The following is a 26001-nucleotide window of genomic DNA, read 5'->3' as shown; positions in this document are numbered from 1 at the left end:
GGGGGTGCGCAGATTGTTCGCGCTCCGAACATAGGAAGTCAATATGCGCGGAGTCATCCGATTGATGAGGGAATGCCGACGCCGTGCCCGTGCGCCGACATCCTGGCGTGCGTGCCGCACGAGCCCGCGACCGGTCCGTGGTACGGCGTGCGCAACTCGCCGACGAGGTCGACGTGCTGCTGAGTAAGCAGCTGTTCGCGTAGGGCCGGCGCCGTCAGCGTGCGGCGGCTGGCACGGGCGTCGGGTCGGCAGCGGCATCGGGTGCCGCGTCCTCCCGGCGGCGGGCGAGCAGGCCGCACAGTCCCAGGGCGAGCAGCGCTGCCAGGCCGGACACCAGGAAGGCGAGCCGGTACGCCACGAACGTCGGCGCCCCGGACGGGCCGCTGTGCGCTGCGAACAAGGACGCGGTCGCCGCGTTGCCGACCGAGTTGCCAACCGCGTAGAGCACGATGGTCAGGCCGACGGCGATGCCCGAATCCGCGGCACGCACGTTGCGCAGCACGATGATCTGCGCGAGCGCGAGAGTGAGGGTCAGCCCGACGCTGTCGATGCCCGCCGCGATGAGCGTCGCGCTCGCGTGTGCGACGAACGGCCCGAGGATGACGAAGGTCAGGATCAGGGCGCTCACGCCGACGACCAGTGCGGTGACCCGCCGGCCGCGCTTGAGCAGTGGACGCATGATGGTGAGGCCGAGCAGGGAGCCGATCACCGTCGGCAGTCCGTACCAGGCGACGGAGTGCGGGCTCCAGCCGAAGCCGGCACCGGCCTGCGTCGGGGTCTGCGCCAGTCTGGTGAGCGCCGACAGGGCACTGTAGATGCCCATCGCGGCGAGGAACGTGATGGCGTACGGCCAGCGGACTGCCGGGTGCAGCAGTTGCTGCACGCTGAACAGTGGGTAACGCGTCCGGCTCTCGACGAACCACCAGACGACGAGCAGGGCGACGCCGCCGGCCAGACAGCCGAGGACGCGGCCCGACGACCAGTGCCACGTCGAGCCCTCGGCGATGGCCAGCAGCACGCCCGTGAGGCCGGCGGCCAGCAATACCGCTCCGGGGCCGTCGAGTCGGCCGGGCGCGCGCGCCGGCGAGTCGTGCACCAGAGTGAGCACCGCGACGATGCCGACGGCCGACGTGACGGCGCCGATGACGAAGTAGATCCGCCACGAACTGCCGTCACCCGCGGCGAGTGCGCCGAGCAGCAGGCCCAGACCGATGCCGACGCCGGTGCCGGCGTGGATGGCGCCGATGGTCTGCTGCGCCCGCTGCGGGGACATCGTGTCCGAGGCCAGCGATTCCGGCAGTGCCAGCATGGGCAGCAATGCGCCCATCAGGATCCGACCGATGAGCAGGGTGCCGAACGAATCGGCGAAGCAACCGATCAGCGAACCCACGAGGACGAGCGCGAGAGCGAGCACGATGACCGGCTTCTTGCCGATCAGGTCGGCGAGGCGGGAGAGCAGGCCCAGCAGCACCGCGCCGGAGAGCAGGCCACCGGTCAACAGCCAGGATGTCGTCGTCGGCGAAGTGTGCACCGACTCGCCGATCGAGGCCAGCAGCGGGATGATCCCGACCTGCAACAACTGCAGGCTCAGGCCGAGATAGATCAGGACGGCAACGGCAACCGGGCCGTTGACCTCGCGCGGAGGTCCGGTGGTGGAAGACCGGGGAGCTGTGCTGACGGTCACTCCTTGACCAAACCGTGATTGGACTGAATCGTCAACTGTCTGACCATTTGCGAGCCATGATCAGGTCCGTGACGAAAGCCTGCCACGCAACGCCCACATCGGCGAAACCTGCGGACTGCAGGGCCTCGAGGTGCTCGGCGAGCGTGGGCAGCGGGCGGTCGTGGTGGTGCGTGTCCGGCCCCTTGCGGGGAAGGAGCGCGCCGCGGGCGGAACGCAGCCGACCGTCCCAGTCCGGGTCGCGCCGCGTGTGGTCGAGGTTGACCAACCATCCGCCGGGTGCGAGCCGGGCGGCCACTGCGGCGTAGAACTCGGCCAGTTCGCGCCGGTCGAGGTGGTGCAGACAGCGTGACGTCATCACGACATCCAGCTCATCCGGGAGCCCAGCGACGTCGCGCACGTCCATCAGGCGGTAGTCCACGCGGTCGCCGAAGCGCGCCAGGGATTCCCCGGCTGCGTGCCGCATCGTGTCCGAGACGTCGGTCCACACGCCGCGGGTGTCCGGCAACCGGTCGAGGAAGGCCGCCAGGAACGAACCCGTCCCGCTTCCGATGTCGGCCACCCGCAACGTGCTCGGCCGGTCCTGCGCGACTATCTCCGCCGCGATCCGACGAGGCATGGCCAGCAGCTCGACCTGCGAATCCGCCTTGATCCACGCCTGCGCGTTCGCCGGCTCGGACCAGAACGCGGTCGTCGTGTCGGAGTCGCTCGGCGCGCTCACAAGGCGCTCGGCGTGCGGGACGCGTCGACCGCCGGCAGGTCCGCCAGCTCGGCCTCGTACACGTCGTCCATCTGTGGCGCCAGATCGGATTGCGCCAGAGCCTGCGCGAACATTCGGCGGATCTCCGGACGCTCGTCGGCGTAGTCGATCTGGTCGCCGCCGATGCGTCGGCTGATCCAGGCCTTCGGCACGCCCTGGGCGTTACGGATCGAGACGACTTCGTGCTTGAACGCGAGGTAGCGGGCGGGTGCGGTGTCGGTGTTGAAGTGCTGGTGGAACCACATGTTGGGCGGGATGATCAACGACCCCGGCTGCCAGTCGAAGTGTTGTGGCTCCTCGCCCTCCGGCCACATCAGTGAGTAGCCCGTGCCGGACAGGATGATGACGTGCGCGCCGGGCCCGTGCCGGTGACCCTTCTTGTACGTCCCGACCGGGAACTGCGAGATGTGGCTGTTCATGGAGCCCTTGGCCATCGAGAAGCGGATGTGGCCGCCGCCCGCGCCGCGCTCACGCGCCGACACCAGCCGCAGGTTGACTGCGTCCGTGACGAAGTTGGTGTCGAGCAGCAGGCCGTTCATGTCGTCTTTCGGCGCGAAGTAGTCGGCCTCGCCGGCGAATCGCTGCGGGAAGTCGCGTTCGGTGCCGAACACGAAGTCGGCGTCGTCGTAGAGATTCATCACCGGCGGCATGTTGGTCGACGAGACGAACTTCGCCGGCTCCAGCCCGGACAGGTTGAAATGCTGGTGCCAGGTGTTCAGCGGGATGGCGAACAGCGATCCGGCCTGCCACTCGAACGTGACGCTCTGCCCGGCGTCGTTCCACACCTTCGTCGATCCGCGGCCGTCGAGGATCAGGATCATCTCCTCGAACAGCTGGCGCTGGGGGGCCAGCGCGCTGCCTTCGGGTATCTCGCACACGTAGCAGTCGTTCGAGGTGCGGGAGGCGTCGTGGTTGATGAAGATCCCGCGACCACCGCGGCGGTCCCACGGCTTGAGCTCGAGAGCACGCAGATCGCGGACGTAGAAACCGCTGACGATGTCCAGCCCTTCGTTCGCGACCCACCGGGTGTACGGCGATTCCTTCTCGGACGCGAACTTGCTGGCAAGTTGTTCGTTGACGACAGCGGTCACGGTTGCTCCTCGATCTCGATGTCCGGTAACCCTATTAGAGTCTGACCATTAGGCCAATAGCTTCGAACTGTTCGCACCGCAACCACAGGAGCCGCGATGCACGACGAACTCGGATTCGTGCACGAGCACGAAGGGCTCGCCGAGGAGGACTACGACGCGGTCCGGCGTGCGATCCTCGAGCACGACACGCTCGAGCTGCTGACCGTGGGCGTCGACATCGGCTCGTCGACGACGCACCTGCTGTTCGCCAGGGTCCTGTTCGAACGCCGCGGACACCGCAACACCGACCAGTTCCTGGTCGTCGAGCGCACTGTCGAGTGGCGCTCGCCGATCCTGCTGACCCCGTTCCGCAGCGACGGCAGCATCGATGCCGTACGCATCGCGTCGTTCGTCCGCGATTGCTACTACGACGCGGGATATGCGCCGAGCGAGGTCGACAGCGGTGCGGTGATCCTGACCGGCGAAGCCATCAAGAAACACAACGCGCGGGCGATCGACGAGATGGTCGCGGGCGAGTCCGGCCGCTTCGTGTGTGCGACTGCGGGCCACCGGCTCGAGTGCGTGCTCGCGGCGCACGGGTCCGGGGCCACGGCGGTGAACCGGCGCCGCGGCGGCCGGGGTCTGCACGTCGACATCGGCGGGGGCACCACGAAGCTGGCCGTGATCGAGGGCGGCGACGTGATCGGCGTTGCCGCGTTCGCTGTGGGCGGGCGGATCGTCGCCCGCGACGAGGCGGGCAGCTGGTCTCGTGTCGACGACCCGGCGCGGATCGTCGCAGCAGATCTCGGCCTGGTGCCCGGCGCGCAGACGTTCGCCGACCCGTCTGCCCGGCACGCAGTGGCCGAGCGGCTTGCCGGGCTGCTGACCGACCAGATCCTGACCGGACCGGTCGACGACCTCGGCCGAGCGCTCGAGCTGACCGAGCCGCTGCGCCGTGATGCGCCGATCGACTACCTGACCTTCTCGGGCGGTGTGTCGGAGTACCTGTTCGGTCACGAGGCGGGCGACTTCGGCGACCTCGCCGGCGACCTCGCGCACGCCCTCGCACACGAACTGGGGCATCGGGTTTCGATACCGTCCATCGACCCCGGCCAGCGCATCCGCGCGACGGTGATCGGCGCGTCGCAGTTCAGCGTGCAGGTCAGTGGCAAGACGGTGCATCTCGGCGGCACGTCGGCGCTGCCTGTGTCCAACGTCCCGGTCGTCGGCCTGCCGACCTCACTGGCCGACGACGTCGAACCCGCCGCGCTGGCAGCGACGATCGCCGAGCGCGCGCGGGCGCACGACGTCGATCTCGGCGCGCCGGTCGCCATCGCACTGTCCTGGGCCGGAGCGGCGTCCTACGCGCCGTTGCTCGCCTTGGCCCGGGGTGTCGCCGACGCTGCGCGCGGTGGGGACGGCCTACTGGTGCTCGTCGTGGACGCCGACATCGCGCAGGCGCTCGGCGCGCTGCTCGTCGATGAAGCGCATCTACGCCGTCCCCTGGTGGTACTCGACAGCATCGAGCTGCAGGATCTGGACTACCTGGATGTAGGCGAACTGCTGGACCCGCCCGGTGTGGTGCCGGTTGTGATCAAGTCTTTGCTGTTCGCCTGAAGTGGCCGGCGCCGGGCTGCGGCCACGGCCGCGGACGGCGGCGACCGGAATGTTCGCTATACCGTGCCAGTGCGCAATCGTCAGACCATTAGTCCGTCGATCCGCACCACGTCGCCTCGACTGTGCAAAGCAGGCGAATTGATGGGCGAAGGTTGACAAACGGTCCTACCGTCAGTCCATACTCGCCAAATACGTGGCGCACGTCTCATGGGTCGGCGGCCCTGCCCGCGACCGACATTCTCCGACGACGAAGTGGAGCGGAAGCGATGATTTTCGAGGGCCGAACCCGTTTGCGACGGGTCTGCGCGGCGGCGCTCGCGATCGCCGCGGTGTCCACTGCGGCAGCGTGCAAGAGCAGCGGACCGGGCGACTCGGCCGGCGGAAGCAACGACGCCGCGTTCTACAAAGGCAAGACGCTGCGCGTGATCGTGCCCTACGGCCCCGGCGGCGGTTACGACCAATGGCCCCGGGTCATGCAGCCCTACCTGAAGAAATACCTCGGGGTCTCCAACATCGACATCGTGAACGCGCCGGGCGGTGGCGGCCTGATCGGCACCGGGCAGATCTACAACGCGAGTCCGGACGGCCTCACGATCGGTGACACGAACGCCGGCGGTGACGTGTTCGACCAGATGGACAACGCGACCGGCTTCAACATGGACGTCACCAAGTACCAGTGGATCGGCCGCCCCGACGACGACCCGCACGTACTCGCCACCCGCACCGGATCCGGCGTCGACTTCACCAAGCTGTTGAAGACGAAGTCGACGGTGAAGGCATTGGCGACGGGCAAGGGCAGTTCGGACTACAACGCCGCGGTCGTCGTCTACAACTCTTTCAAGATCCCGTTCAGCATGATCGCGGCGTTCAGCGGGTCGAGTGATGAGAAGGCGTCGTTCCTGAGCGGCGAGGGGACGACGGCGTCGCTGTCGTCGTCGGACATCGCGGCGGTCAAGGGCAAGGCGGAGGCGATCCTGGTCGTCTCGGCGAAGAAGTTCAGCAAGCTGCCGAACGTGCCGACGGTCGTCGATGTCGCGAAGGCGCAGAACCTCCCCACCAAGACGGTGTCCGCGTTACAGGCGCTCAGCGACGTCATGGATCTCGGGCACGCCTGGTTCGCGCCGAAGGGTGTGCCCGCTGGTCGTATCACCGCACTCCAGTCGGCGTTCCAGAAGGCGATGGCGGACCCGAAGATGCTCGCCGCCGCGAAGAAGGCCGGCCTGTACCCCGGGTACGAGTCGGGGACGCAGCTGTCGTCCGCGGTCAATAAGGCGCTGGCGCAGAAATCGCTGTTCACCGAGCTGCTCAAGTCGACGTGAGCAGGGCGCGCCGCCGCCGCCCGTCCCCACCGACCCGAGGTACTCATGTGGAATAGCCTGCTGAACGGGCTCACCGCCCTAGGCGCGACCCAGGCCGTACTGATGGTGCTCGTCGGTACGCTGCTGGGCACCGTCGTCGGCGCGATACCCGGCCTCGGCGGCGCCGTGCTGCTGACGCTGCTGCTGCCCTTCATCTACAACATGCCGGTGGTGCCGGCGTTGGCGCTGCTGCTCGCGGCGCACACCGGCATCTACTTCAGCGGGTCGATCACCGCCATCCTGTTCAACACCCCGGGTGCGCCCGAGTCGGCGGCGACCACCTTCGACGGCTATCCCATGACGAAGAAGGGCCAACCGGCCCGGGCCCTGGGGATCTCGGCCACCGCGACGACCATCGGTGGGTGGGTCGGCGTCATCCTGCTCGCTGCGCTGATCCCGTTCATGAACCAGCTGACGAAGTTGTTCCACCCGTCCGAGTTCCTCGCGCTCGCCATTCTCGCGATCGTGTTGATCGGCCAGATGCGTGCCCGCTCGGTCACCAAGGGCCTGATCTCCGGCGCGTTCGGGTTGATGATCGCGTTCGTCGGCTACGACCCCATCACCGGAGTGCAACGGTTCACCGGCGGCATCCTGTCCCTCTACAACGGTTTCGACATCACTGCCGTGGCGCTCGGGCTGTTCGCATTCGGTGAGATGTTCCGGCTGTACGCCCTGCGGTCGTCCCGCGCCGGCAATGCCACGCGTATCAAGCTCGGCGGAGCTCAACCGGGCGCGCGCATCCGCGACGGCGTGCGAGACGTCGCGTCGCACAAGTGGCTCACGCTTCGTTCGTCGGTGCTCGGCACCGTGCTCGGCATCATCCCCGGTGTCGGCGGCGTCGCAGCGAACTTCATCTCCTACGGCCAGGCCTCGCGCGGGTCGAAGCACCCGGAGCGGTTCGGCACCGGCACGCCCGAGGGCATCATCGCGCCCGAGGCGTCGTCGATCTCGAAGGAGGCCGGCAACCTGCTGCCGACGGTCGCGCTCGGCGTGCCCGGCGGTGTGGGCATGGCGGTGCTGATGAGCGGCTTCACCATCCTGGGCCTCGTCCCGGGCCCGTCGATGATCGAGAAGCACCAGAGCACGGTCTGGGCGATGGCCTTCGTCATCGCGTTCGCAAGCTTGCTGGCGAGCCTCATGGGCCTCGGCATGGTCCCTGGGCTGGTCCGCCTCGCGAACGTGCCGAGCCGGATCCTCGTGCCGTTCGTCCTGGCACTCGGCTTCCTCGGTGTCTATGCCGCGTCGTCGGAGATCTCGCAGACGGTCGCGGTGTTCGCGTTCGGGGTCGCCGGCTGGGCCATGGTCCGCTACGGGTACTCGGTGCCGGCCGCGATGATCGGTTTCCTGCTCGGCAAGGTCGTCGAGAACAACCTCTACCTCGTGCGCAACCTGCAGGGCTGGGCCTCGCTCGAACGGCCGCTGACCGCACTGATGGTTGTGATCATCATCCTGAGTCTGTTCTCACCACTGCTGCGCAAGTACGGCATTGCCGGCAAGCTCGCGCGGCTGCTCGGCCGCAGTGCGGCTCCGGCGGCGGGACCTGCAGCCGCGAACGAGGCACACGCCGTCGCCGCCACGGATGCGACGCAGTCCGCACATCTGATCACCGCTGACCGAACGCCGCCGCGGGTGCAGGAGCCGGCGGTCGACCGTACGTCCGGGCACGGACCGGGTGACGGCGTTGCGCAGCCGGAACAGGAGCCGCATGCGGCCACTCCGACACTGACGAAGGGCGCCCGCCGATGACCGACACCAGGATCGGCCGGAAAAGTCCGAAGCAGCGTACGAACGGGGAGTTGGTCGTCGACCTCGTCGTCGTGATCGGATCCGCCCTGTACTTGTGGGTCGCGCAGAGCTACCCACCCGCGGGCCGCGAGATTCCCACCGTGGTCGGCAGCATCGCGCTGATCGTCGGGGTGGTTCAGCTGGTCGGCTGGTTCGTGCCACCGCTATGGAACGTCACACACGGCACGAGGGAGTCCGAAAAGGATGCGGCCGCCGAGGCGTCGGCCGCGGCCAGTCCCGCGGAGGCGGTCACCACGGACGCCGTCGGGACGCGGGAAGGTGACGCGGTCGACGATGCGGCGACGTCCGGCGCGGGCAACGACACCGCGAAGCAGCACCGCGACACCGTCGTCGTGATCGCGTGGGCGGCCGGCTTCCTCGCCGCCATCCTGGTTCTCGGCTACCGGTACGCCATCCCGGTGTTCTTCCTGGCGTACTTCGGCTCGCGCCGGCAGTGGAAACTCGCCGTCGGGTCCGCGGTCATCATGTGGGCGCTCACCCAGTTCGTGTTCATCGGCCTGCTGAACATCCACCTGCCCACCAGCCAGTTCTTCGTCTTCTGACCACCGATCGAGAGGCACGCATGCCGGAGCAGGAACCCGTCCACGACCACCTCGGGCACGACCACGAACTCGAGAGCGTCCACGAGCACGATCACGAAGCGGCCGCCGCGCAGATGTACCACGCGCAGAAGGACCGCGTGTTCGTGCGCGGCATCCAGGGCGACTACGGCTTGTCGGCCGAGCTGGAGCGGTTGCGCGCCATGCCGCGCGTCCGCAAGGCCAAGGAGACGAAGTTCGTCGACGGCCCACAGGCGTACAGCCGGCACTACGTCGAGCCGAAGGACGGCATCACGCAGACCTTCCACCTGCACCTGGAGGAGTACGGGCCGGGCGGGAAGTCGCAGAAGCACGGCCACGTCAACGAGGCCGCGTTCTACATCCTCGACGGGCGCGGGTACGAGATCCACGACGACGTGCGCTACGACTGGGAAGCCGGCGACATCGCGATCGTGCACAACAACTGCGTGCACCAGCACTTCAATGCCGATGACGAGCAGCCGGCCCGGGCGCTCGTCATCAAGACCAAGCCGATGTACCTGTTCATGAACATGCTGTTCCAGAAACAGGTCGAGCCGCGTTCCACCTCCGCGGCCAACGAGGCCGGTGCGCATTTCCGCCCGCGCGAGGAAGAGACCGACTTCAACCACCCCGAGACGGAGTACTGAATGGCCTGGGGCGAACACGGCGCCTGGATCGCCGGCGCGGAGCAGGGCGCGTTCTATCAGCAGCTGCTCGACGACGCGGAGTCCGCGCCGGCCCGCAACGCCGAGCGCAAGAAGATCGTCAAACCGGATGAGATGCCGTGGGAGATGTCGCGCCAGGGGTTGCTCAAACACCTGATCAACGAGGACATGAACACCCGGATGGAGACCGTCGACGCCTACCTGCAGATCATCCCGCCGGGTTCGCGTTCGGGTAAGCACCGCCACCTGGCCGAGGAGTGTCTGTACGTCGTCGAGGGTCACGGCTACGACCTGCACCAGGACTGCGACGTCGAGATCACCGACACGTACCACTGGAAGCCGCAGGAGGAGGTGCAGCGCTTCGACTGGGAAGCCGGCGACGTCATCTACGTGCCGCCGAACACCATCCATCAGCACTTCAATGCGGACCCGGAGCGGCCGGTGCGGCTGATCTCGGCGATCAACCGGATCTTCAAGCACAGCGGTCTGAACGACCTCGAACAGCTCGAGGACGCGCCTGAGTACGACCCGTCCGTGACGCTCGACGCGCAGACCGTGCACCGCTACCTGCGCGCGCCGGCCGGCTCGAGCACCTGACGCGGTGGCGCGCCTCGCCCTGTCGCTCGCCTGTGGTGACTACGACCGCACTCGCGCCCTGGAGGACGGCAGCGTCCGGCCGGACGGCATTGAGCTGACCTATCTGCGGCTGCCGGTCGAGGAGACGTTCTTCCGGATGCTGCGGCACCGCGAGTTCGACGTCGCGGAGATGTCGATGTCGTCCTACGTCGCGTCGCTGTCCGACGAGGCGCAGGGGGGCTTGGTCGCGCTGCCGGTGTACACGTCACGGATGTTCCGGCACAGCTCGGTATACGTGAACACGGATCTCGTGAGCAAGCCGCAGGATCTGGTGGGCGCGGTGGTCGGCACCCCGGAGTACCAGCTGACGGCATGCGTGTGGGTACGCGGTCTCCTCGCCGAGGACTACGGCGTGCCGGTCGACTCGGTGCGTTACCGCACGGGCGGGCAGGAGACGGCGGGACGCGTCGAGAAGCAGCAACTCGATCTCGCCGGGAGGGTGGAGGTCGAGCCGATCCCGCCCGACCGCACGCTGGCCGACATGCTCGTGCGCGGCGAGGTCGCTGCGTTGCACACACCGCGCGTGCCCTCGCCGTTCGTCGCGAATGCGCGCAATGTCGCGCGGTTGTGGCCGGACACCGAGGCCGAGGAGCGGACGTGGTTCGCCCGCACCTGCATCTTCCCGATCATGCACGTCGTGGTGATCCGGCGTGAGGTCTACGAGGCCCATCCGTGGGTGGCGCAGTCGCTGACCAAGGCGTTCACGCTGGCTCGCGACGATGCCTACGCGCGGCTGTACGACTCGTCGGCCATGCGGTTCATGGACCCTTGGCTGCTGCAGCACCTCGAGGGGGCGCGCGCGTTGCTCGGGACCGACTTCTGGAGCTACGGCGTCGACGCCAATCGGCACGTGCTCGACGCGTTCCTGCGCCACCACCACACGCAGGGCTTGTCGCCGCGGCAGTTCACCGCGGAAGAGATCTTCGCGCCCGAGTCGCTCGAGGCGTTCAAGATCTGACCCCCACCCACTCCGTCAGTCGGAGCTCAGCTGTCGGCTACGGCCCGCGCGTTGCGCACGACGGCCACGCGGCGCGCGGTGCGGCTCAGGTGCGTCCGCATGATCTCGGTGGCCTTTGTGGCGTCCCGCTCCGCGATGGCCTCGACGAAGGCGCGGTGCTCCTTCGTGCCCTTGTGACCCATGAGCGGGGCGGCGACCTGAGCCTCGCGCAGGGACATCAGCAGCGGCCCGTGGAAGGAATGCACGAGCATCTCGATGGCGGCGTTGTGCGTGCACGCCGCGACGCGGACGTGGAACGCGGCGGACATCGCCATGCCGTATTCGCCGTTGCGCAGCGCTGCCTGATGGTCCTTCATCATGGCGCGCAGTTCGGCGATGTCGTCGTCGGTGGCGCGGTCGACGACCAGCGCGATGATGCCGAGCTCGACGATCTGCCGCGCCTCGGTGACCTCGGCCGCCGTCAACGGCGACAAGCTGATGAGCTCGGCCAGGCCGGATCCGATGGTCGAGGAGGACGGCGTGGTCACGAATGCGCCGCCGCGCGCACCGACCCGGATCTGCACAAGTCCACCGGCCTCGAGCACCCGCAGCGCCTCGCGGACGGTGACCCGGCTGACGCCCATCCGCTCGCCGAGGTCGCGCTCGCTGGGCAGCCGGTCCCCGGGTTTCAGCTCCTCGTTGCGGATCAGCGATCGGATCTGGTCGACGATCGCCTCGGACATGCGGTTGGACGAGACAGCGCGGAACAGGTCCGCCCGCGCGCCCGCGGGTCGTGCACTCTCGGCCACGCGCAGATCATGGCACAGAATTGTTACGGCAGATCATCACGTGCCGAGTCTTCGGACCATCGGAACGTCAGACCGTTTCGCCGCTCGCCCGATCTCGGCGTTGGTAATACCGTTAGTCCGCGATGTGGTGTACTCGGCGTGAATGCCGGGCGACGGAAAGGCAGGCGCACATGGCCAAGAAGGGTCGGACATTCGTCCGGGGACTGGATTCGCAGACCTACGGTCTGGGCGACCAGCGACGGACCCAGCTCGCCGCGCCGCGGGTGCGGGACGACTCGGTCGTCACCGACACCGGAGACAGCGCGGCGCACGCCAGTACGTCGGCGAAGTCACGTACCTGGTGGCGTGTCGGACCCGGTGACGAGCCGTTCCTGACCCAGACGGTGCAGATCCACTTCGTCGAACTACCGCCGGACAGCTCGAACAGCGGCCACGGCCACCAGAACGAGGCAGCGTTCTACATCCTCGAGGGCCGCGGCTACGAGATTCACGACGACCAGCGCTACGACTGGAAGCAGGGCGATCTGGTCTTCGTGCACACCGACTCGGTGCACCGGCACTGGAACCCGTACGACGAGCGGGCCGTCGCCATCGTGATGAAGGCGAAGAGCCTGTGGATGTTCATGGGCCTCATCCAGCAGGGCCGCAGCGCTCCGATCGACCGTCCGCAGGAGTTCGGCGAGCGGGAGGACTGGTCAAGGGTCTGGACTCCCGGTGTGCGCGACCGCAAGAAGGTGATCACCGAAGAGGACGGCGCGTGGGAGCAGACGCCGATGGGCCTCGTGCGCGTGATGAACAGCAAGGAGCAGGCCGACCACAGGCAGTTCTCCGTCGACGTGTACGAGCAGCGGATCGAGCCCGGCAGCCGGTCCGGCCGCTACTGGAAGATGGCCGACGAGATCTTCTACGTGCTGTCCGGATCGGGCTACTCGCTGCACTGGGAGGTCGAGGCGGAGATCGCCGACAAGTACTACGCGCGGGTGGCCAAGGAACCGACGCGGCACGAGATCACCGCCGGCGACACGCTGTACGTGCCGCAGAACACGGTCGTCCAGCACTTCGCCGCCGACGGTTCGCCGCTGCAGCTGCTCAACGTGCAGAACCGCGTGTTCAAGTACCTCGGCTACGACACCGTGCACTACTTCGAGGACGCCCCCGCGGCGGAGCGGAACGCGTCGGCCCGCGCCACCGTGTAGAGGTCGGCGAGCGAACCCGGCAGCTCACGCGCGTCGCCGATGACGTGGTACTCGCGCGGGCTGCAGATCGCGGACAGGTATTCGCCGCCGTCCGGATCGACGGTCACCAGGTACGGGCGTACCCCGGCCCGGCGTGCCTCGCTCAGCGCCGCACCGGTGTCGGCGACGGCGTAGTCGAGCTGGTGCGCCTCGCCGTACTGCTCCCCGTAGTCGATGTCGAAGGGCCGGCCGTCCGACACGACGAGCAGCACCTTGGTCGCGGCCGGGTGCCGGCGCAGCCGTGCGGTGAGGTGCCGCACGGCCGCACCCATCCGCGTCGTGTGGTCGGGCCGCAGCCCGGCGAGCCGCTGCAGCGTGCCCGGCGCGCGACGCTCGTCGACGTCCTTGACCACCGTGACGTGGACGTCGTCACGGCCTGCTCCGGAGAAGCCGTAGATGCCGTACGCGTCGCCGACACGTTCCAGCGCGGCCGCGACGAGCGCCACCGCCTCGCGTTCCAGGTCCAGCACGCTCACCGTTCCCGCGCGGTCCGCGGCCGGCGGCAGCACCTGCGCGGTGGATGCGCTGAGATCGACAGCGAACGCCACGACGACGTCGCGCCGGCGGTCCTCGGAGGCGATCCAGACGCGGTCGTTCGGCTCCAGGCCGGCGCGCACGTCGACGAGCGCCTCGATGCAGGCGTCGAGATCGAGGTCGTCGCCGTGCGCCCGGCGGCCGACGATGTCCCGGCCGGCCGGCTGCACACGCTCGAGCGCCGCCACCAGGCCCGGTAACAGATGCGCGTGCCGGTCCGCCGCGATGCGGTGGCCGCGGTCGGCGGCGCTGGCGCGCCCGGTTCGCACCAGGCACCACCGGTCGCGGTAGCGCCGCGCCACGGCGTCCCACTCGGGGTAGACGAACTCGTTGCGGGCGCGGGCCGTCAACCGGCCGCCGGCGTCCGCGGTGGCCGTCGCGTCGCCGGATCCGGGCAGGCCGCGCAGTGTGCCGCCGGCCGTGTCCACGCCGGCCTGACCGTCCGTCGCCGGCGCCTGCCGGCCTTCGTCGGTGGTTCCCGGCTGGCCGGTGTCCCCGGACGCCGGGTCCGACCGGCCGGGGTAGCCGTCCGGCCGCAGCACCTGCGAGCGGCCGACCTCCGGCCGTGCGTCGGTATTCGCCGGCTGCATCGTGGCGGGCTCGCGAAACGGCACAGGATGGACGGTCACGGCGGCGCGGCCGACGGGTGGTCGCCGGTCCGCCGGTGGCGGCGTGCAGCGGTCGACGAGGTCGGCGAACGTCACCTGCCGCGCGGACCGGTGGCGGGCGTGTGCAGGCAGCGCGGCGATCTCGTCGTACACCGCGGCGGTGGCCAGTTCGGTCGACGTGACGTCCGCAGCCGGGTGGGTCAACCGGCGCGCGGCGACGACCACGCGGGCGATCGGGTCGTCGAGTGCCGGCGGCCCGACCACTCCCGCCGCCCCGAGGCCGTACTGGATCAGCGCCTCGACGACGGCGTCGCGGGCCGGCAGCATCGACAGCGGCGGCCGATCGTGCAGAGCCTCATGGCAGGCGAGCCGGTAGGCTTCGGCCAGACCCGGTAGCACCACGACGGCGTGCGCGTCGACGCGCACGTCCTCCAGGGTGGCGAACACCGCGGCGGCGAGCGGCGGGTCGGCGTACGACGCGGCCAGCCGGTCGACGTCGACCGCGTCGGTGCCCAGCAACCGGTGCATGGCGCGGTGCGTCACCGCGACGCGGTACCACTCGCGCGCGGTCGTGCCGTGATGCTCGTCGATCGGTGGCCGGGACGGCAGATGCACCGGGTCGGCCTCGACCGGGAGTTGGGTCGGCGCCGCGTCCCACGCCACCAGTTCGCTCCGACGCCCGGCGAGCGCCCGGTAAAGCAACTCGAGCCGGCTGCGGTCCAGCTCGAAGTCGGGGACGGCGGGGGTTGCAGCCCGCGCCTCGGGCCGGTGGACGGAGTCGACGTCGTGCCGGTGCTGCCCGGCGTGCTCACGCTGCGGCGCGTCGTGGTCGTGGGCGAACAGCGCGGTGTGGGTGTGCGTTTGCGCGACCGGTTCGCGGTCGTCGCTCATGCGGCGTACACGGCGGTGGTGACGCCGCGGACAGCCTCCTGGATGTCGGGATCGTCGGTCACCGCGTCGACTAGCGCAGCGTCGCAGGCCCGCAGCGGCGCGACCCCGGCGCGCATCAGCTGCCCGGCGTGCACCAGCAGGCGGGTCCCGGGCCCGTCGATGAGGTCCGCGTCGTCCAGGTTGCGCAGCCGCTGCGCCAGGAACGCCAGCTGCAGCGACGCCTCGGCGTCCAGGCCGGACTCGTGGGCGATGATCTCGGCCTCGACGTCCGGGGCCGGGTACCCGAACTCCAGGGCGAGGAAGCGCTGCCGTGTGCTGGGCTTGAGGTCCTTGACGGTGGCCTGGTAGCCCGGGTTGTAGGACACCACGAGCAGGAAGTCGGGGTGCGCCTCGAGTGTCGCGCCCAACCGCTCGATCGGCAGGATGCGGCGGTGATCGGTCAGCGAGTGCAGCACCACGGTCGTGTCCTTGCGCGCTTCCACGACCTCGTCCAGGTAGCAGATCGCCCCCGACCGGACGGCCCGGGTGAGCGGACCGTCGAGCCAGGTCGTGCCCTCGCCGGACAGCAGATACCGCCCGACGAGATCGGCGGCGGTCATGTCGTCGTGGCAGGTGACGGTGACGAGCTCGTCCACCGGGTCGATCTGCCGTTGCGCGGCGATCTGCCATGCCATGTACTCGCAGAAGCGGGTCTTGCCGCAGCCGGTCGGCCCCTTGAGCAGTACCGGGATGCGCTGGTCGTAGGCGGCGCGGAAGATCTCCACTTCGTCGCCGACCGGTACGTAGTAAGGCTGCATCGTGCGCAGTATGGCCGCTCGGTCAGACCATTTGTCAACCGCGCGGGCGACGGGGGGTGACATGCATCGAGGTAGAATGGTATGACAGTAACGCGGGATTGATCCCGGGGTCAGCCGATCCCGTCGCGCTCCGGAAGGTGGCACCACCTTGCTCAAGCAGGACGTCAACGAAATGCTGACCCAGACGGGTCCGGCTACGCCCATGGGCGACATGTTCCGGCAGTACTGGCTGCCGGCGTTGCTGGCCGACGAGTTGCCCGAGCCCGGGTGCCCGCCGGTGCGCGTCAAGCTGCTGTCCGAGCGGATGATCGCGTTCCGGGACAGCGACGGCAAGCTCGGCCTGATCGACGAGTTCTGCGCCCACCGCGGTGCGTCGCTGTGGTTCGGCAACAACGAGCAGGCGGCAGAGGGCCCGGGACTTCGCTGCGCCTACCACGGCTGGAAGTACGCCACGGACGGCTCGTGCGTCGAGGTGCCGTCGGAGCCGGAGAACAGCGCGTTCTGCACGAAGGTGAAGCTGACCGCGTACCCCCTGGTCCAGGTCGGCGACATCCTGTGGACCTACATGGGCGATCCGGACAAGCAGCCGCCGTTGCCCGAGTACGAGTTCGCGCGGGTCCCGTCGGATCAGACGTTCACGTCGAAGCGTTGGCAGGAGTGCAACTGGTTGCAGGCGCTCGAGGGCGGCATCGACTCCTCGCACGTGTCCTGGCTGCACTCGGGTGGGCTGAAGAGCGATCCGTTGTTCAAGGGGTCGAAGGGCAACCAGTACAACCTCAACGACATGCGCCCGTACTTCGAGGTGGTCGAGGCCGACGGCGGCCTGCTCGTCGGCGTGCGGCGCAATGCCGAGGAGGACAGCTACTACTGGCGCATCACGCCCTGGGTGATGCCCGCGTTCACGATCGTGCCGCCGCGCGCCGACCACCCGGTGCACGGGCATTTCTGGGTGCCCATCGACGACGAGAACTGCTGGGTCTTCAGCTTCGACTACCAACCCGTCCGGGCGTTGACCGAGTCCGAGGTCGAGCACATGCGTGCCGGCATGGGCGTGCACAACGAGTACGAGCCGGGCACCTACCGGCCGCTGCAGAACAAGGACAACGACTACCTGATGGATCGCGACGCGCAGCGCAGCGGCGAGACGTTCTCCGGCATCAAGGGCATCGCGATGCAGGACGCGTCACTGCAGGAGAGCATGGGGCCGATCGTCGACCGGACCAAGGAGCGCCTGGTGTCCGCGGACAGCGGCATCATCAAGGCGCGCCGCAAGCTGCAGCAGGCGGCGATCGCACTGCGCGACGAGGGCCGCACGCCACCGGGGGTGGACCCGGCGCACCAGCGGGTGCGCTCGGTCGCGGTCGTGCTGCCCAAGGACGCGTCGTTCGCCGAGGAGTGCCGTGAGGCGTTGACGGCCGTGCCGGGCACGGCGCACACGACGGTCTGACCCGGACATGTCCGAGCCGAATCGCATGACCCTGTCCTCCAGCTGCGCCGCCGCGACCACCGCGCACGAAGCCAGCTTCCGCATCGATGCGCCGCCACGCACGCCGCGTTCGACGCGGGTCATCACGCTCGACCCCGGCGCGGCGGCGCAGGTGGACCCGCTGTACGACCCGGAGCTGACCGGCGTGCGGTACCTGCACTACGAGGGGTCCGGCGCACCGCCTGACGCACCGGACGATCTGCTGCTGGGCACGATCGACCACTCCAGCACGCGGCTCTCGGACCAGCTGTCCGACGCCGACTTCGTACTGATGGTCGCCACCGACTCCAGCGGCGCACAGGCGGCGTCGGTGATCGGCGCCGCATGCACGGCCCGGGGGATGGTCACCGCCGGCGTGGTCTGGGAGCAGTCGGAGGCGGCCGAGGAGGCCGTGCGCGCGCTGCGGCCGTTCTCGCGCACGCTGCTGATCTCCGACGACCGGTTCGACGTCGCGGAGATCCTGCGGACCGTCGGGTCGTGAGCCCGTCGGCCGGTGGTGCGCGGTGAGCCCGCGGGTCACCGTGCCGTCGCTCGCCGCGATGAAGACGGCGGGCGCCAAGATCACCGCGATGGTCGTCTGGGACTACCAGATGGCCCGCATCGTCGATCGCGCCGACGTGGACATGCTCGTCGTGGGCGACAGCGTCGGCGTCAACCTGTGGGGACACGCGAACCCCTTCGAGGTGACGCTCGAGCAGATGCTCGTCGTGGCGCAGGCGGTGCGGCGCGGCACGGCCCGGGCGTTGGTGTGCTGCGACGTGCCCTTCGGTCCGGTGCAGGAGGGCAACGCGGTGCCGGCCGCGGTTCGGTTGGTCAAGGAAGCCGGCGTCGACCTCGTGAAGCTCGACGGCGCATCGGACTACCCCGATGCGGTGCGCGACGTCGACCGTGCCGGCATCCCGGTGTTCGCGCAGTTCGGTATCACCCCGCAGCGGGCGCTGCGCTACGGCCTGGACTACGCGGCCATGGCCGGCCCGGACGCGCAGGTGCCCGAGCAGATGACCGATGAACTCGTACGCGAGGCCAAGACGCTGGAGCAGGCCGGCGCGGCCATGCTCGACTTCACGAATTCGGGCCCGGTCGCCGGTGCCGAGGTCGCACGCGCCGTCACCATCCCCGTGCTCGGCGGCTTCGGCGGCGGACCGTGGCTCGACGGCAGGGTGCGGATGGTCAACGCGGCGATCGGCTACGCCGCGAGCAACGTCGACGATCCCGCCGACACCTACGCGAACGTCGCGCGCACCGCGTTCGAGGCAATCACCGCGTTCGCCGCCGACGTGCGGTCGGCGCGCCAGATACGCGGGGGCGTGCCGGTACCGCGTACGCAAGACTGAGTGCCGTGCCCTTCGTCACCGCCGACGGCATCAGCACGCACTACGAGGTGCGCGGTGACGGCCCGCCGTTGCTGATGTTCTCGCCGGGCGGCTTCGACGCGCGGCTGGAGAACTGGTCGTCGTTCTCGCTGTACGCCCGACTGGGTCTGCTCGAGTCCCTCGAGCAGCGCTACACGTGCATCCTGTTCGATCGGCGCGAGTCCGGCCGGTCGGCCGGGCGGGTGCAGCGGCTGGGCTGGCCGGACTACGTGGCTCAGGCGGTCGGCCTGCTCGATGCACTCGATGTCGAGTCCGCGCATCTCATGGGCGGCTGCGTCGGGTGCTCCTCCGCGGTCGCGCTCGCCGTCGCCCGTCCGGCCCGGGTGCGCTCGCTGGTGCTCTACTCACCCGCCGGCGGCCCGCGGTACCGGATGAAGCAGTACGAGCGGTTCGCCGCGCACGCCGCGTTCGTGGCCGAGCACGGTCTGGCCGCGGTGGTCGAACGGGCCCGGACCCACGACGACGGGTTCAGCACCGACCCGGCGGTCGGTCCCTGGGTGGCCTGGCTGCGGGCGGACGTCGACGCCGCGGCGGCCTACGCGCAGCTCGACCGAACCGCGTACCTGACTGCGCTGACCGGATCGGCCCGGCTGCTCTTCGACCGTGACACCGTCCCCGGTTTCGAGCCGGAGGATCTGCTGGCGAGTGCGGTGCCGGCGCTGATCGTGCCCGGGCAGGACACCTCGCACGCGCCGTCCGCCGCGCGCTACCTGCAGGAGTGCCTGCCGCACGCGCAGTACTGGGATGTTCCGGTCGCCGAGCAGACGAGCGAGACCGCGCCCGCGCGCGTGCGCGCCTTCCTGGACGCCCTGCCCGCCTGACGCCACGAGCGTCCACTTGCGCAGCTGCGGGCAGGTGGCTGTGACTACAGGGTCTCGCCGCGGTCGAGGGCGGCCAGCTGGTCGACGCGGTCCTGGTGCCGGCCGCCCTTGAACGGCGTCGTCAGCCAGAGGTCCAGCAACTCCTGGGCCGTGTCGGCGTCCAACACCTTCGCGCCGATGACGAGCACGTTCGCGTCGTTGTGCGCGCGCGAGATCTCGCAGGTGAACCGGTCGGACGCCAGCCCCGCCCGCACGCCGGCGATCTTGTTGCAGGCCATGTGTTCGCCGCTGCCGCTGCCGCCGACGACGATGCCGCGCTCGGCCGACCCCGCGACGACGCGCCGGCACAGGTCCTGGCACAGCAACGGATAGTCGACGATCTGGTCGGCGTCGTGCACCCCGCGGTCATCGACCTCGTGCCCCGCGTCGCCCAGCTGTGCCACGAGGCGCGCTTTCAGCTCGACGCCGTTGTGATCGGCCGCGATCGCGATGCGCATCAGCCGGTCAGCTCGAGTGTCTCGGCGGCGAACAGGTCCTCGAGCCGTGGCCGCTCGCGCAGGATGTGCTGGGCGCACGCGGCATCGAGCAGCTCGGTGAGCACGGCGCGGTTGGGTTCGACGCCGTAGGGCAACGGGTCGCGCCCGGTCACCTCGGCGACCCGCGCGTAGGTGCGATCGGCGGCGGTCTGCAGCTGTGCGGGGTCGCCCAGGGCCTCGACGTAGCGGCGTTTGGACTCGGCGAACGCCGCGAACAGGTCTGCCGCAAGGCCGGGCCGCGCGGCCAGCACGTCGTCGCGGACGACGACGAGATGGTTGATCGGCCAGTGACCGTCCGCGGCCAGCGCGTCGAACGCCGCCGACTCGGGGTCGTGGATCAGCGGGACCAGTCCCTCGCGTGCGGGGGCACCGAGCACGGCCGTGAGGTCGCCGCGGGCGACCATGTCGCCCAGGTCGTCGCCGGCCGGCATCGACACGACGTTCGCCGGTGGCCGGTAGCTCGCGACGTGCTCGTCGCCGGACAGCACCCAGGTGATCGAGTCGAGGTCGACGCCGTACCGGCGGGCGAGCACGGCGCGCGCCCACACTCCGGTCGTGACGGTGTAGCCGCGGTTGACGCCGATCCGCGTGCCGTTCAGCCGGCGCGGATCGGCGCCGGCGAGGTCCGGGCGGGTGCGGACGGCGCCGTGGTGGAATTCGCGGACCAGGAAGACCGGCAGTGCGGTGAAGGCCGTGCCGTGCTCGCGGGCGGTGAGGTACGTGGTGAGCGCCATCTCGCACACGTCGTAGGCAAGTTCACGCACCATGCGGCGGAACGCGGCGATCAACGGATCGACCTCGACGAACTCGAGCACAGCCAGGTCCGGCGCGACCTCACCCGTCTTCAGCGCCCGGTTGTTGCCCTGCGTGCGGGTGACGGTGCGCAGCACCGGGAGAGTCATGCCGCGCTCCTGGGCCGGCCACTGATCGAAAGCATCGCTGCTAATGTAGCAAAGGTCATACCATTTAGGTGACGGGAGTACGCGATGGCGGAACAGGTGCAGGCAGCGGTACGCGTCGGGCCGGGGCGGACCGAACTGCGCGAGTTCGCGTTCCCGGACATCCCACCGGACGCCGCCGTCATGCGCGTCGACGTCGCGGGCATCTGCGGCACCGACGTCAAGCTCTACCAGAAGCCACCCTTCGGCGACGAACCGGTGATCATGGGGCACGAGAACATCGGCACGATCGTGCGCGCCGGCCGGGAGTTCACCGGGCGCAAGGGGTTCGCCGAGGGCGACCGCGTCTTCGCCGAGCACTACATCGGCTGCATGAAGTGCGAGTGGTGCCACCAGGGCCAGTACCGGCACTGCGTGGCCACCGACTGGCGCACCAACCCCGACGCGCGCCGGTACGGATACACGAGCGCCAACAACCCGTTCCACCTCTGGGGCGGGTTCAGCCAGTACATGTTCCTGCCGTGGAACTCGGTGCTGCACCGGGTGCCGGACAACGTGTCCTCCGAGCTCGCCGGCATCGTCACGCCGATGTCCAACGGCATCGAGTGGGCGCTGATCGACGGCGGCGCCGGTTACGACTCCACGGTGCTCATCCAGGGGCCGGGCCAGCAGGGGTTGTCGCAGGCCGTCGCGTGCAAGCAGGCCGGTGCGTCGCTCGTGATCGTCACCGGCACGGCCAAGGACGCCGCGCGCCTGGAACTCGCCAAGACGTTGGGCGCGGACGTCGCCATCGATGTCACCGCGCAGGACCCGCTCGAGGCCGTGCTTGACGCCACCGGCGGCGCGGGCGTCGACCTGGTGCTGGACTGCACGTCGGGCGCGGGGACCGCCCCGGTGCTGCTCGGCGTCGACGCGCTCAAGCGGCGGGGCGGCACCATCGTGATCCAGGGCGAACTGGCCGCTTTCCCGGACTTCCCGGTCAAGAAGGTCACCGAGAAGGCGATCACCATCAAAAGCGCCCGCGGGCACTCGTACCGCGCCTGCGAACTCGCCATGGCGCAGCTCGCGTCGCACCGGTTCCCCCTCGAACGACTGCTCACGCACTCGGTCGGGCTGCACGAGGTGGACACCGCGATCCGCATGCTCGGCGGCGAGGTCGGTGACGACGTCATCCACGTGTCGATGCTGCCGTGGGCGTCCTGATGGCGACGGTGGTGCGCAACCCGCCGCGCGCGGATCGCGCGACGGTCGATGCGTTCGCAGGCTTCGGGGTCGCGACGGTGCACGAGGCGCAGGGCCGCACCGGCCTGCTGGCGCCGCGCATCTCGCCGATCTACCGCGGCGCGCGGATCGCGGGCAGTGCGGTGACGGTGAGCGTCCCGCCGTGCGACAACTGGATGATCCACGTGGCCGTAGAGCAGTGTGGTGACGGCGACGTGCTCGTCGTCGCGCCGACCTCGTTCTCCGACGCCGGCTACTTCGGCGAGTTGCTCGCCACCGCGCTGCACGCCCGCGGCGTGCGCGGGCTGGTCATCGACGCCGGCTGCCGCGACGTCGCCGAGCTGGCCGAGCTCGGCTTCCCGGTCTGGTCGGCCTGTGTTTCCGCGCAGGGCACCGTCAAGGCGACCCTGGGTGACGTCAACGTGCCGCTCGTGTGCGCCGGGCAGGCGGTGCAGCCGGGAGACATCGTGGTGGCCGACGACGACGGAGCTGTCGTCGTGCCGCTCACGCGCGCCGCCGAGGTCCTCGCGGCCGCCGACGCGCGTGAGCGCAAGGAGGCCGCGGTGCGCGCCCGGTACCGGGCGGGCGAGCTCAGTCTGGACGTGTCGGGCATGCGGGACGACCTCGCTGCCGCCGGCCTGACCTACGTCGACCACCCGGACGGGGCACCCCGGTGATCATCGACTGCCACGGGCACTACACCACCACCCCGGCGGCGCAGAAGACGTTCCGGCAGGCGCAGTTGGCACACCTGGACGACCCGTCGTCAGCCGTCCCTGCGCGGCCCGAAATCACCGACGACGAGATCCGCGCGACGATCGAGATGAACCAGCTGGCCTACCTGCGCGAGCGCGGCGGCGACCTGATGATCTTCTCGCCTCAGGCGTCGGCCATGGCCCACCACGTGCCGGATGAGCCCACCGCCGTCGAGTGGGCGCAGGTGTCCAACGATCTGGTGCATCGGGTGACACGGCTGTTTCCCGCGCACTTCGCCGCAGCCTGCCAGTTGCCGCAGACCCCGGGCGGGGACCTGCGTGCCGTTGTCACCGAGTTGCGGCGGTGCGTGGAGCAGCTCGGCTGCGTCGCGGCGAATGTCAACCCGGACCCGTCCGGCGGGTACTGGACCGCACCACCGATGACCGACCGTTACTGGTACCCGCTCTACGAGGCACTGGTCGAGCTCGACGTGCCGGCAATGGTGCACGTATCGGCGTCGTGCAATCCGAACTTCCACGCGCTGGGCGCTCACTACCTCAACGCCGACACGTCGGTGTTCATGCAGCTGCTCGAAGGTGACCTCTTCGCCGACTTCCCGCAGCTACGTCTCGTCATCCCGCACGGCGGGGGTGCCGTGCCCTACCACTGGGGCCGCTACCGCGGGCTGGCCGACCGCCTCGGCCGGCCGCCGCTCGCCGAACACCTCATGCACAACGTCTTCTTCGACACCTGCGTGTACCACCAGGCCGGCATCGATCTGCTGACCCGGGTCATCAACGCCGACAACATCCTCTTCGCCTCGGAGATGATCGGCGCGGTACGCGGGATCGATCCGGAGACCGGTTTCCACTGGGACGACACGAAGCGTTACGTCGACGCCGCCGACCTGACCGACGATGCGCGCCGACGCATCTTCGAGACGAACGCGTTGCGCGTCTACCCGCGCCTGGCGAGTTCGCCGCCGGCGTCCTGACGTACGCGGCGTGCAACACCGAGCAGCGCGGCGCCGCCCATGAGCGTGACGACGCCCCCGAGCGTCAGCGGATAGCGGGCGCCGACAGCCTGGCCGACGAACCCCACGGCGGGTGCTCCGACAACGGTGCTGCCCTGCCAGCCGATCGACCACAGCGACATCACCCGGCCGCGCATGCGCTCGTCGGCAACGGTCTGCAGCAGCGTCTTGGACGCCGAATTGAAGCTGACCGCGCCCCAGCCGACGAAGGGCAGCAGCACGAGCGCCACCGGCAGCACCGGCGCGAACGAGGTGAGGGTCAGCGCAAAACCCCACAGCACGGCGGTGCCCGCGACCACCCGCAGGTCGACGCGCGTGCGTCGCGCTGCCGCGAATCCGCCGACCACCGACCCGACGGCCAGCAACGCCAGCGCCGCGCCGTAGAGGTCCGAACCGCCGTGGAACACGCCTGAGGTGAACAACGGCAGCGTCACCTGGAACTCCCAGGCGAACGCCCCGGACAGGGCGACCAGCAGTAGCGGCATCGCAAGTTGCGGCGTGCGCAGCACGTATGCGAGCCCGGCACGCACCTGACCCCGTTCGCGTGGGGCGCGCGGCAATCGGTGTATCTCGTTCGCACGCAGCGCTTGCAGGCTGACGAACACGGCGACGTAGGACGCTGCGTTGGCCAGGAAGCACGGCCCGACGCCGATGCCGGCGATGAGCAGGCCGGCGACAGCCGGGCCGACCACGCGCGCGACGTTCACCGTCACCGAGTTCAACGCGATCGCGTTGCCGAGCAGCGGGCCGCCGACCAGATCGTTGATCATGGTCTGCCGGCAGGGACTGTCGACGGTGTCGACCAGCCCGGAGACGAAGATCAGTGCTGCCAGCACGCCGACGCTGATGCTGTGCTCGAGCGTCAGCAGGCCGATGAGGCCCACGACGAGCACCTGCGTGCTCGAGGTGACGCGCATCAGGAACCGCTTGTCGTGCCGGTCGGCCACCAGCCCACCCCACGCGCCCAGCACGAGCAGCGGCAGGTAACGGGCCGCGAACACCAGCCCCAGGGAGCCGCCGCTGCCGGTCAGCTGGAGGACGAGCCACCCGACCGCGACGTTCTGCATCCAGGTACCCGCGACCGAGATGCTCTGCCCGATCATGAAGATCCGGAAGTTGCGCACGCGCAACGACCGGAACATCGTGGTGCGGCCGGGGGCGGGTGCCGCCCGCTGCAGGCTCAGGGCTGCGCCGGCGGCGACGCCGCATCGGTCGACGCCACCAGATGGCGCCACGCCGTCTCGACGTGCAGGCCTGGTCCCAGCTGCGGCAGCTGAGCGAGATCGGCGTCGTCGATCGGCGCCGGTTCCGCGCCGGCCGCCAGGACGGCCAGGGTCAGTCGGGCGAGCGTGTCGACGGCGAGTGCGGTGACGACTGCTTCGGCGACGGCGTGCTCGACCGGCCCGCGACCTACGCTCACGAGTCCGTGACCGTGCAGCAACACCGCCGGGCGGTCGCCGAGTGCGTGTGCGACCGCGTCGCCCAGCTCGTCGTCATTGACCAGTGCGGACCGTGGCCAGACCGGTATACCACCCGCGGCGAGCTGGGCCGCGGGGATGTCGTAGGCGCCGACGATCGGCAGCAACGGCCGATGGGCAAGCGTCGTGGTGACGACGGCCGGCGGATGCGCGTGCAGCACCACCGAGACATCCGGCCGGGCATGCAGCACGCGCGTGTGGATCGGTAGCTCGTTCGGCGCCTGCCACCCCGCGGCGGCACCTGTACCGCCCGGACCGACGGCGTGTACGTCCTGTGCCTCGGTGTACGCCAGCCCACGTTCGCGTGGACCTCGGCAGCGCACCAGCACCCGACCGTCCGGGAGGCGCAGCGAGAGGTGGCCCAGCACTCCGGGTGAGAGCCCGGAGCGAGCGACGACACGACATCCGGTGGCGATCGCCGACCGCGCTTCGTCGAGAGCATCGCCTGGGCCCGTCCCGTCGTGCGCCATGAGCTCTCCATCCGTCGCGGTCTA

Annotated in this window: 25 protein-coding genes; 15 read left to right on the top strand and 10 right to left on the bottom strand. The window is 69.7% G+C overall.

What is annotated here, in order from left to right; all coding sequences use genetic code 11:
* Positions 1 to 214 precede the first annotated feature (214 nt).
* From ACFFCN_RS07725 to ACFFCN_RS07715, 3 genes are read right to left on the bottom strand one after another with little or no spacing between them, the layout of a single operon-like run.
* Positions 215 to 1684 (bottom strand): MFS transporter, encoded by a 1470-nt coding sequence (locus tag ACFFCN_RS07725; protein WP_375490564.1) that lies wholly within the window; start codon positions 1682 to 1684, stop codon positions 215 to 217.
* A 31-nt stretch (positions 1685 to 1715) separates the two neighbouring features.
* Positions 1716 to 2402: a class I SAM-dependent methyltransferase gene (locus ACFFCN_RS07720; protein WP_375490563.1), complete on the bottom strand. Its 687-nt coding sequence runs from the start codon at positions 2400 to 2402 to the stop codon at positions 1716 to 1718.
* Positions 2399 to 3532: an ethanolamine ammonia lyase-activating protein gene (locus tag ACFFCN_RS07715; protein WP_375490562.1), complete on the bottom strand. Its 1134-nt coding sequence runs from the start codon at positions 3530 to 3532 to the stop codon at positions 2399 to 2401. The genes ACFFCN_RS07720 and ACFFCN_RS07715 overlap by 4 nt, the downstream gene beginning before the upstream one ends.
* 96 nt (positions 3533 to 3628) lie before the next feature.
* Here ACFFCN_RS07715 and ACFFCN_RS07710 point away from each other — a divergent pair, with 96 nt between their 5' ends.
* The 7 genes from ACFFCN_RS07710 to ACFFCN_RS07680 all read left to right on the top strand — a co-directional run bounded on the left by ACFFCN_RS07710 (position 3629) and on the right by ACFFCN_RS07680 (position 11111).
* A complete protein-coding gene (locus tag ACFFCN_RS07710; protein ID WP_375490561.1) occupies positions 3629 to 5128 on the top strand; it encodes an ethanolamine ammonia-lyase reactivating factor EutA in 1500 nt (499 codons plus the stop codon).
* 329 nt (positions 5129 to 5457) lie between these two features.
* Positions 5458 to 6447 carry a Bug family tripartite tricarboxylate transporter substrate binding protein gene (locus ACFFCN_RS07705; protein ID WP_375490560.1) on the top strand — a complete coding sequence of 330 codons (990 nt, stop codon included), beginning with the start codon at positions 5458 to 5460 and terminating at the stop codon, positions 6445 to 6447.
* Between the two features lie 45 nt (positions 6448 to 6492).
* Positions 6493 to 8232: a tripartite tricarboxylate transporter permease gene (locus tag ACFFCN_RS07700; protein ID WP_375490559.1), complete on the top strand. Its 1740-nt coding sequence runs from the start codon at positions 6493 to 6495 to the stop codon at positions 8230 to 8232.
* Positions 8229 to 8834 carry a tripartite tricarboxylate transporter TctB family protein gene (locus ACFFCN_RS07695; protein WP_375490558.1) on the top strand — a complete coding sequence of 202 codons (606 nt, stop codon included), beginning with the start codon at positions 8229 to 8231 and terminating at the stop codon, positions 8832 to 8834. The genes ACFFCN_RS07700 and ACFFCN_RS07695 overlap by 4 nt, the downstream gene beginning before the upstream one ends.
* Before the next feature lie 113 nt (positions 8835 to 8947).
* Positions 8948 to 9499, top strand: coding sequence for a cupin domain-containing protein (locus ACFFCN_RS07690; RefSeq protein WP_375490573.1), 552 nt, complete (start codon positions 8948 to 8950; stop codon positions 9497 to 9499).
* On the top strand, positions 9500 to 10114 hold the full coding sequence (locus ACFFCN_RS07685) for a cupin domain-containing protein (RefSeq protein ID WP_375490557.1): 615 nt from the start codon (positions 9500 to 9502) through the stop codon (positions 10112 to 10114). It abuts the gene before it with no gap.
* A gap of 4 nt (positions 10115 to 10118) precedes the next feature.
* Complete coding sequence (locus tag ACFFCN_RS07680) at positions 10119 to 11111, top strand: ABC transporter substrate-binding protein (protein WP_375490556.1); 993 nt, start codon at positions 10119 to 10121, stop codon at positions 11109 to 11111.
* 26 nt (positions 11112 to 11137) lie between these two features.
* Here ACFFCN_RS07680 and ACFFCN_RS07675 read toward each other — a convergent pair whose 3' ends face one another.
* Positions 11138 to 11833: a FadR/GntR family transcriptional regulator gene (locus tag ACFFCN_RS07675; RefSeq protein WP_375490572.1), complete on the bottom strand. Its 696-nt coding sequence runs from the start codon at positions 11831 to 11833 to the stop codon at positions 11138 to 11140.
* Positions 11834 to 12069: 236 nt separating this feature from the next.
* Here ACFFCN_RS07675 and ACFFCN_RS07670 point away from each other — a divergent pair, with 236 nt between their 5' ends.
* A complete protein-coding gene (locus ACFFCN_RS07670) occupies positions 12070 to 13095 on the top strand; it encodes a cupin domain-containing protein (RefSeq protein ID WP_375490555.1) in 1026 nt (341 codons plus the stop codon).
* Here ACFFCN_RS07670 and ACFFCN_RS07665 read toward each other — a convergent pair.
* The gene (locus ACFFCN_RS07665; RefSeq protein ID WP_375490554.1) at positions 13038 to 15167 is read right to left on the bottom strand and encodes a nitric oxide reductase activation protein NorD; all 2130 of its coding nucleotides are present in this window, start codon (positions 15165 to 15167) and stop codon (positions 13038 to 13040) included. The genes ACFFCN_RS07670 and ACFFCN_RS07665 overlap by 58 nt on opposite strands.
* A complete protein-coding gene (locus tag ACFFCN_RS07660) occupies positions 15164 to 15964 on the bottom strand; it encodes a CbbQ/NirQ/NorQ/GpvN family protein (protein ID WP_375490553.1) in 801 nt (266 codons plus the stop codon). Before ACFFCN_RS07660 ends, ACFFCN_RS07665 begins: the two co-directional genes overlap by 4 nt.
* A gap of 148 nt (positions 15965 to 16112) precedes the next feature.
* On the opposite strand from ACFFCN_RS07660, the gene ACFFCN_RS07655 reads away from it, so the two are divergent.
* From ACFFCN_RS07655 to ACFFCN_RS07640, 4 genes are read left to right on the top strand one after another with little or no spacing between them, the layout of a single operon-like run.
* A complete protein-coding gene (locus tag ACFFCN_RS07655) occupies positions 16113 to 17411 on the top strand; it encodes a Rieske 2Fe-2S domain-containing protein (RefSeq protein ID WP_375490552.1) in 1299 nt (432 codons plus the stop codon).
* Between the two features lie 7 nt (positions 17412 to 17418).
* Positions 17419 to 17931 (top strand): hypothetical protein, encoded by a 513-nt coding sequence (locus tag ACFFCN_RS07650; protein WP_375490551.1) that lies wholly within the window; start codon positions 17419 to 17421, stop codon positions 17929 to 17931.
* 22 nt (positions 17932 to 17953) lie between these two features.
* Positions 17954 to 18784 carry a 3-methyl-2-oxobutanoate hydroxymethyltransferase gene (locus tag ACFFCN_RS07645; RefSeq protein WP_375490550.1) on the top strand — a complete coding sequence of 277 codons (831 nt, stop codon included), beginning with the start codon at positions 17954 to 17956 and terminating at the stop codon, positions 18782 to 18784.
* Between the two features lie 5 nt (positions 18785 to 18789).
* Positions 18790 to 19644 (top strand): alpha/beta fold hydrolase, encoded by an 855-nt coding sequence (locus tag ACFFCN_RS07640; RefSeq protein ID WP_375490549.1) that lies wholly within the window; start codon positions 18790 to 18792, stop codon positions 19642 to 19644.
* Between the two features lie 44 nt (positions 19645 to 19688).
* Here the strand turns inward: ACFFCN_RS07640 and ACFFCN_RS07635 are convergent, their stop codons facing one another.
* Both ACFFCN_RS07635 and ACFFCN_RS07630 read right to left on the bottom strand, forming a co-directional pair.
* Complete coding sequence (locus ACFFCN_RS07635; RefSeq protein WP_375490548.1) at positions 19689 to 20141, bottom strand: RpiB/LacA/LacB family sugar-phosphate isomerase; 453 nt, start codon at positions 20139 to 20141, stop codon at positions 19689 to 19691.
* Positions 20141 to 21082 carry an ABC transporter substrate-binding protein gene (locus ACFFCN_RS07630; protein ID WP_375490547.1) on the bottom strand — a complete coding sequence of 314 codons (942 nt, stop codon included), beginning with the start codon at positions 21080 to 21082 and terminating at the stop codon, positions 20141 to 20143. Before ACFFCN_RS07630 ends, ACFFCN_RS07635 begins: the two co-directional genes overlap by 1 nt.
* A gap of 84 nt (positions 21083 to 21166) precedes the next feature.
* On the opposite strand from ACFFCN_RS07630, the gene ACFFCN_RS07625 reads away from it, so the two are divergent.
* The 3 genes from ACFFCN_RS07625 to ACFFCN_RS07615 are packed head-to-tail and all read left to right on the top strand — an operon-like array spanning position 21167 to position 23990.
* Complete coding sequence (locus ACFFCN_RS07625) at positions 21167 to 22282, top strand: zinc-binding dehydrogenase (protein WP_375490546.1); 1116 nt, start codon at positions 21167 to 21169, stop codon at positions 22280 to 22282.
* Entirely contained in the window at positions 22282 to 22977 is a 696-nt protein-coding gene (locus ACFFCN_RS07620) for a 4-carboxy-4-hydroxy-2-oxoadipate aldolase/oxaloacetate decarboxylase (protein WP_375490571.1), read from the top strand. Before ACFFCN_RS07625 ends, ACFFCN_RS07620 begins: the two co-directional genes overlap by 1 nt.
* Positions 22974 to 23990 carry an amidohydrolase family protein gene (locus tag ACFFCN_RS07615; RefSeq protein ID WP_375490545.1) on the top strand — a complete coding sequence of 339 codons (1017 nt, stop codon included), beginning with the start codon at positions 22974 to 22976 and terminating at the stop codon, positions 23988 to 23990. The genes ACFFCN_RS07620 and ACFFCN_RS07615 overlap by 4 nt, the downstream gene beginning before the upstream one ends.
* On the opposite strand, the gene ACFFCN_RS07610 is transcribed toward ACFFCN_RS07615, so the two are convergent.
* Together ACFFCN_RS07610 and ACFFCN_RS07605 are read right to left on the bottom strand one after the other, a co-directional pair.
* Complete coding sequence (locus tag ACFFCN_RS07610) at positions 23954 to 25264, bottom strand: MFS transporter (RefSeq protein WP_375490544.1); 1311 nt, start codon at positions 25262 to 25264, stop codon at positions 23954 to 23956. The two genes, ACFFCN_RS07615 and ACFFCN_RS07610, sit on opposite strands and share 37 nt — an antisense overlap.
* Positions 25210 to 25977, bottom strand: coding sequence for a class II aldolase/adducin family protein (locus ACFFCN_RS07605; RefSeq protein ID WP_375490543.1), 768 nt, complete (start codon positions 25975 to 25977; stop codon positions 25210 to 25212). Before ACFFCN_RS07605 ends, ACFFCN_RS07610 begins: the two co-directional genes overlap by 55 nt.
* Between the last annotated feature and the right edge of the window lie 24 nt (positions 25978 to 26001).

This window comes from uncultured Jatrophihabitans sp., assembly GCF_964246335.1.
GTDB lineage: Bacteria > Actinomycetota > Actinomycetes > Mycobacteriales > Jatrophihabitantaceae > Jatrophihabitans.
The sequence above is the reverse complement of the archived record's forward strand: the minus strand, read 5'-3'. Positions and strand labels throughout refer to the sequence as shown.

Bases quoted from the DNA above. Each gene is read 5' to 3' on its own strand.
- ACFFCN_RS07710 (WP_375490561.1), top strand. From the start codon at position 3,629: ATGCACGACGAACTCGGATTCGTGCACGAGCACGAAGGGCTCGCCGAG.
- ACFFCN_RS07700 (WP_375490559.1), top strand. From the start codon at position 6,493: ATGTGGAATAGCCTGCTGAACGGGCTCACCGCCCTAGGCGCGACCCAG.
- ACFFCN_RS07695 (WP_375490558.1), top strand. From the start codon at position 8,229: ATGACCGACACCAGGATCGGCCGGAAAAGTCCGAAGCAGCGTACGAAC.
- ACFFCN_RS07690 (WP_375490573.1), top strand. From the start codon at position 8,948: ATGTACCACGCGCAGAAGGACCGCGTGTTCGTGCGCGGCATCCAGGGC.
- ACFFCN_RS07685 (WP_375490557.1), top strand. From the start codon at position 9,500: ATGGCCTGGGGCGAACACGGCGCCTGGATCGCCGGCGCGGAGCAGGGC.
- ACFFCN_RS07675 (WP_375490572.1), bottom strand. From the start codon at position 11,833: ATGTCCGAGGCGATCGTCGACCAGATCCGATCGCTGATCCGCAACGAG.
- ACFFCN_RS07670 (WP_375490555.1), top strand. From the start codon at position 12,070: ATGGCCAAGAAGGGTCGGACATTCGTCCGGGGACTGGATTCGCAGACC.
- ACFFCN_RS07665 (WP_375490554.1), bottom strand. From the start codon at position 15,167: ATGAGCGACGACCGCGAACCGGTCGCGCAAACGCACACCCACACCGCG.
- ACFFCN_RS07660 (WP_375490553.1), bottom strand. From the start codon at position 15,964: ATGCAGCCTTACTACGTACCGGTCGGCGACGAAGTGGAGATCTTCCGC.
- ACFFCN_RS07650 (WP_375490551.1), top strand. From the start codon at position 17,419: ATGTCCGAGCCGAATCGCATGACCCTGTCCTCCAGCTGCGCCGCCGCG.
- ACFFCN_RS07635 (WP_375490548.1), bottom strand. From the start codon at position 20,141: ATGCGCATCGCGATCGCGGCCGATCACAACGGCGTCGAGCTGAAAGCG.
- ACFFCN_RS07630 (WP_375490547.1), bottom strand. From the start codon at position 21,082: ATGACTCTCCCGGTGCTGCGCACCGTCACCCGCACGCAGGGCAACAAC.
- ACFFCN_RS07625 (WP_375490546.1), top strand. From the start codon at position 21,167: ATGGCGGAACAGGTGCAGGCAGCGGTACGCGTCGGGCCGGGGCGGACC.
- ACFFCN_RS07620 (WP_375490571.1), top strand. From the start codon at position 22,282: ATGGCGACGGTGGTGCGCAACCCGCCGCGCGCGGATCGCGCGACGGTC.
- ACFFCN_RS07605 (WP_375490543.1), bottom strand. From the start codon at position 25,977: ATGGCGCACGACGGGACGGGCCCAGGCGATGCTCTCGACGAAGCGCGG.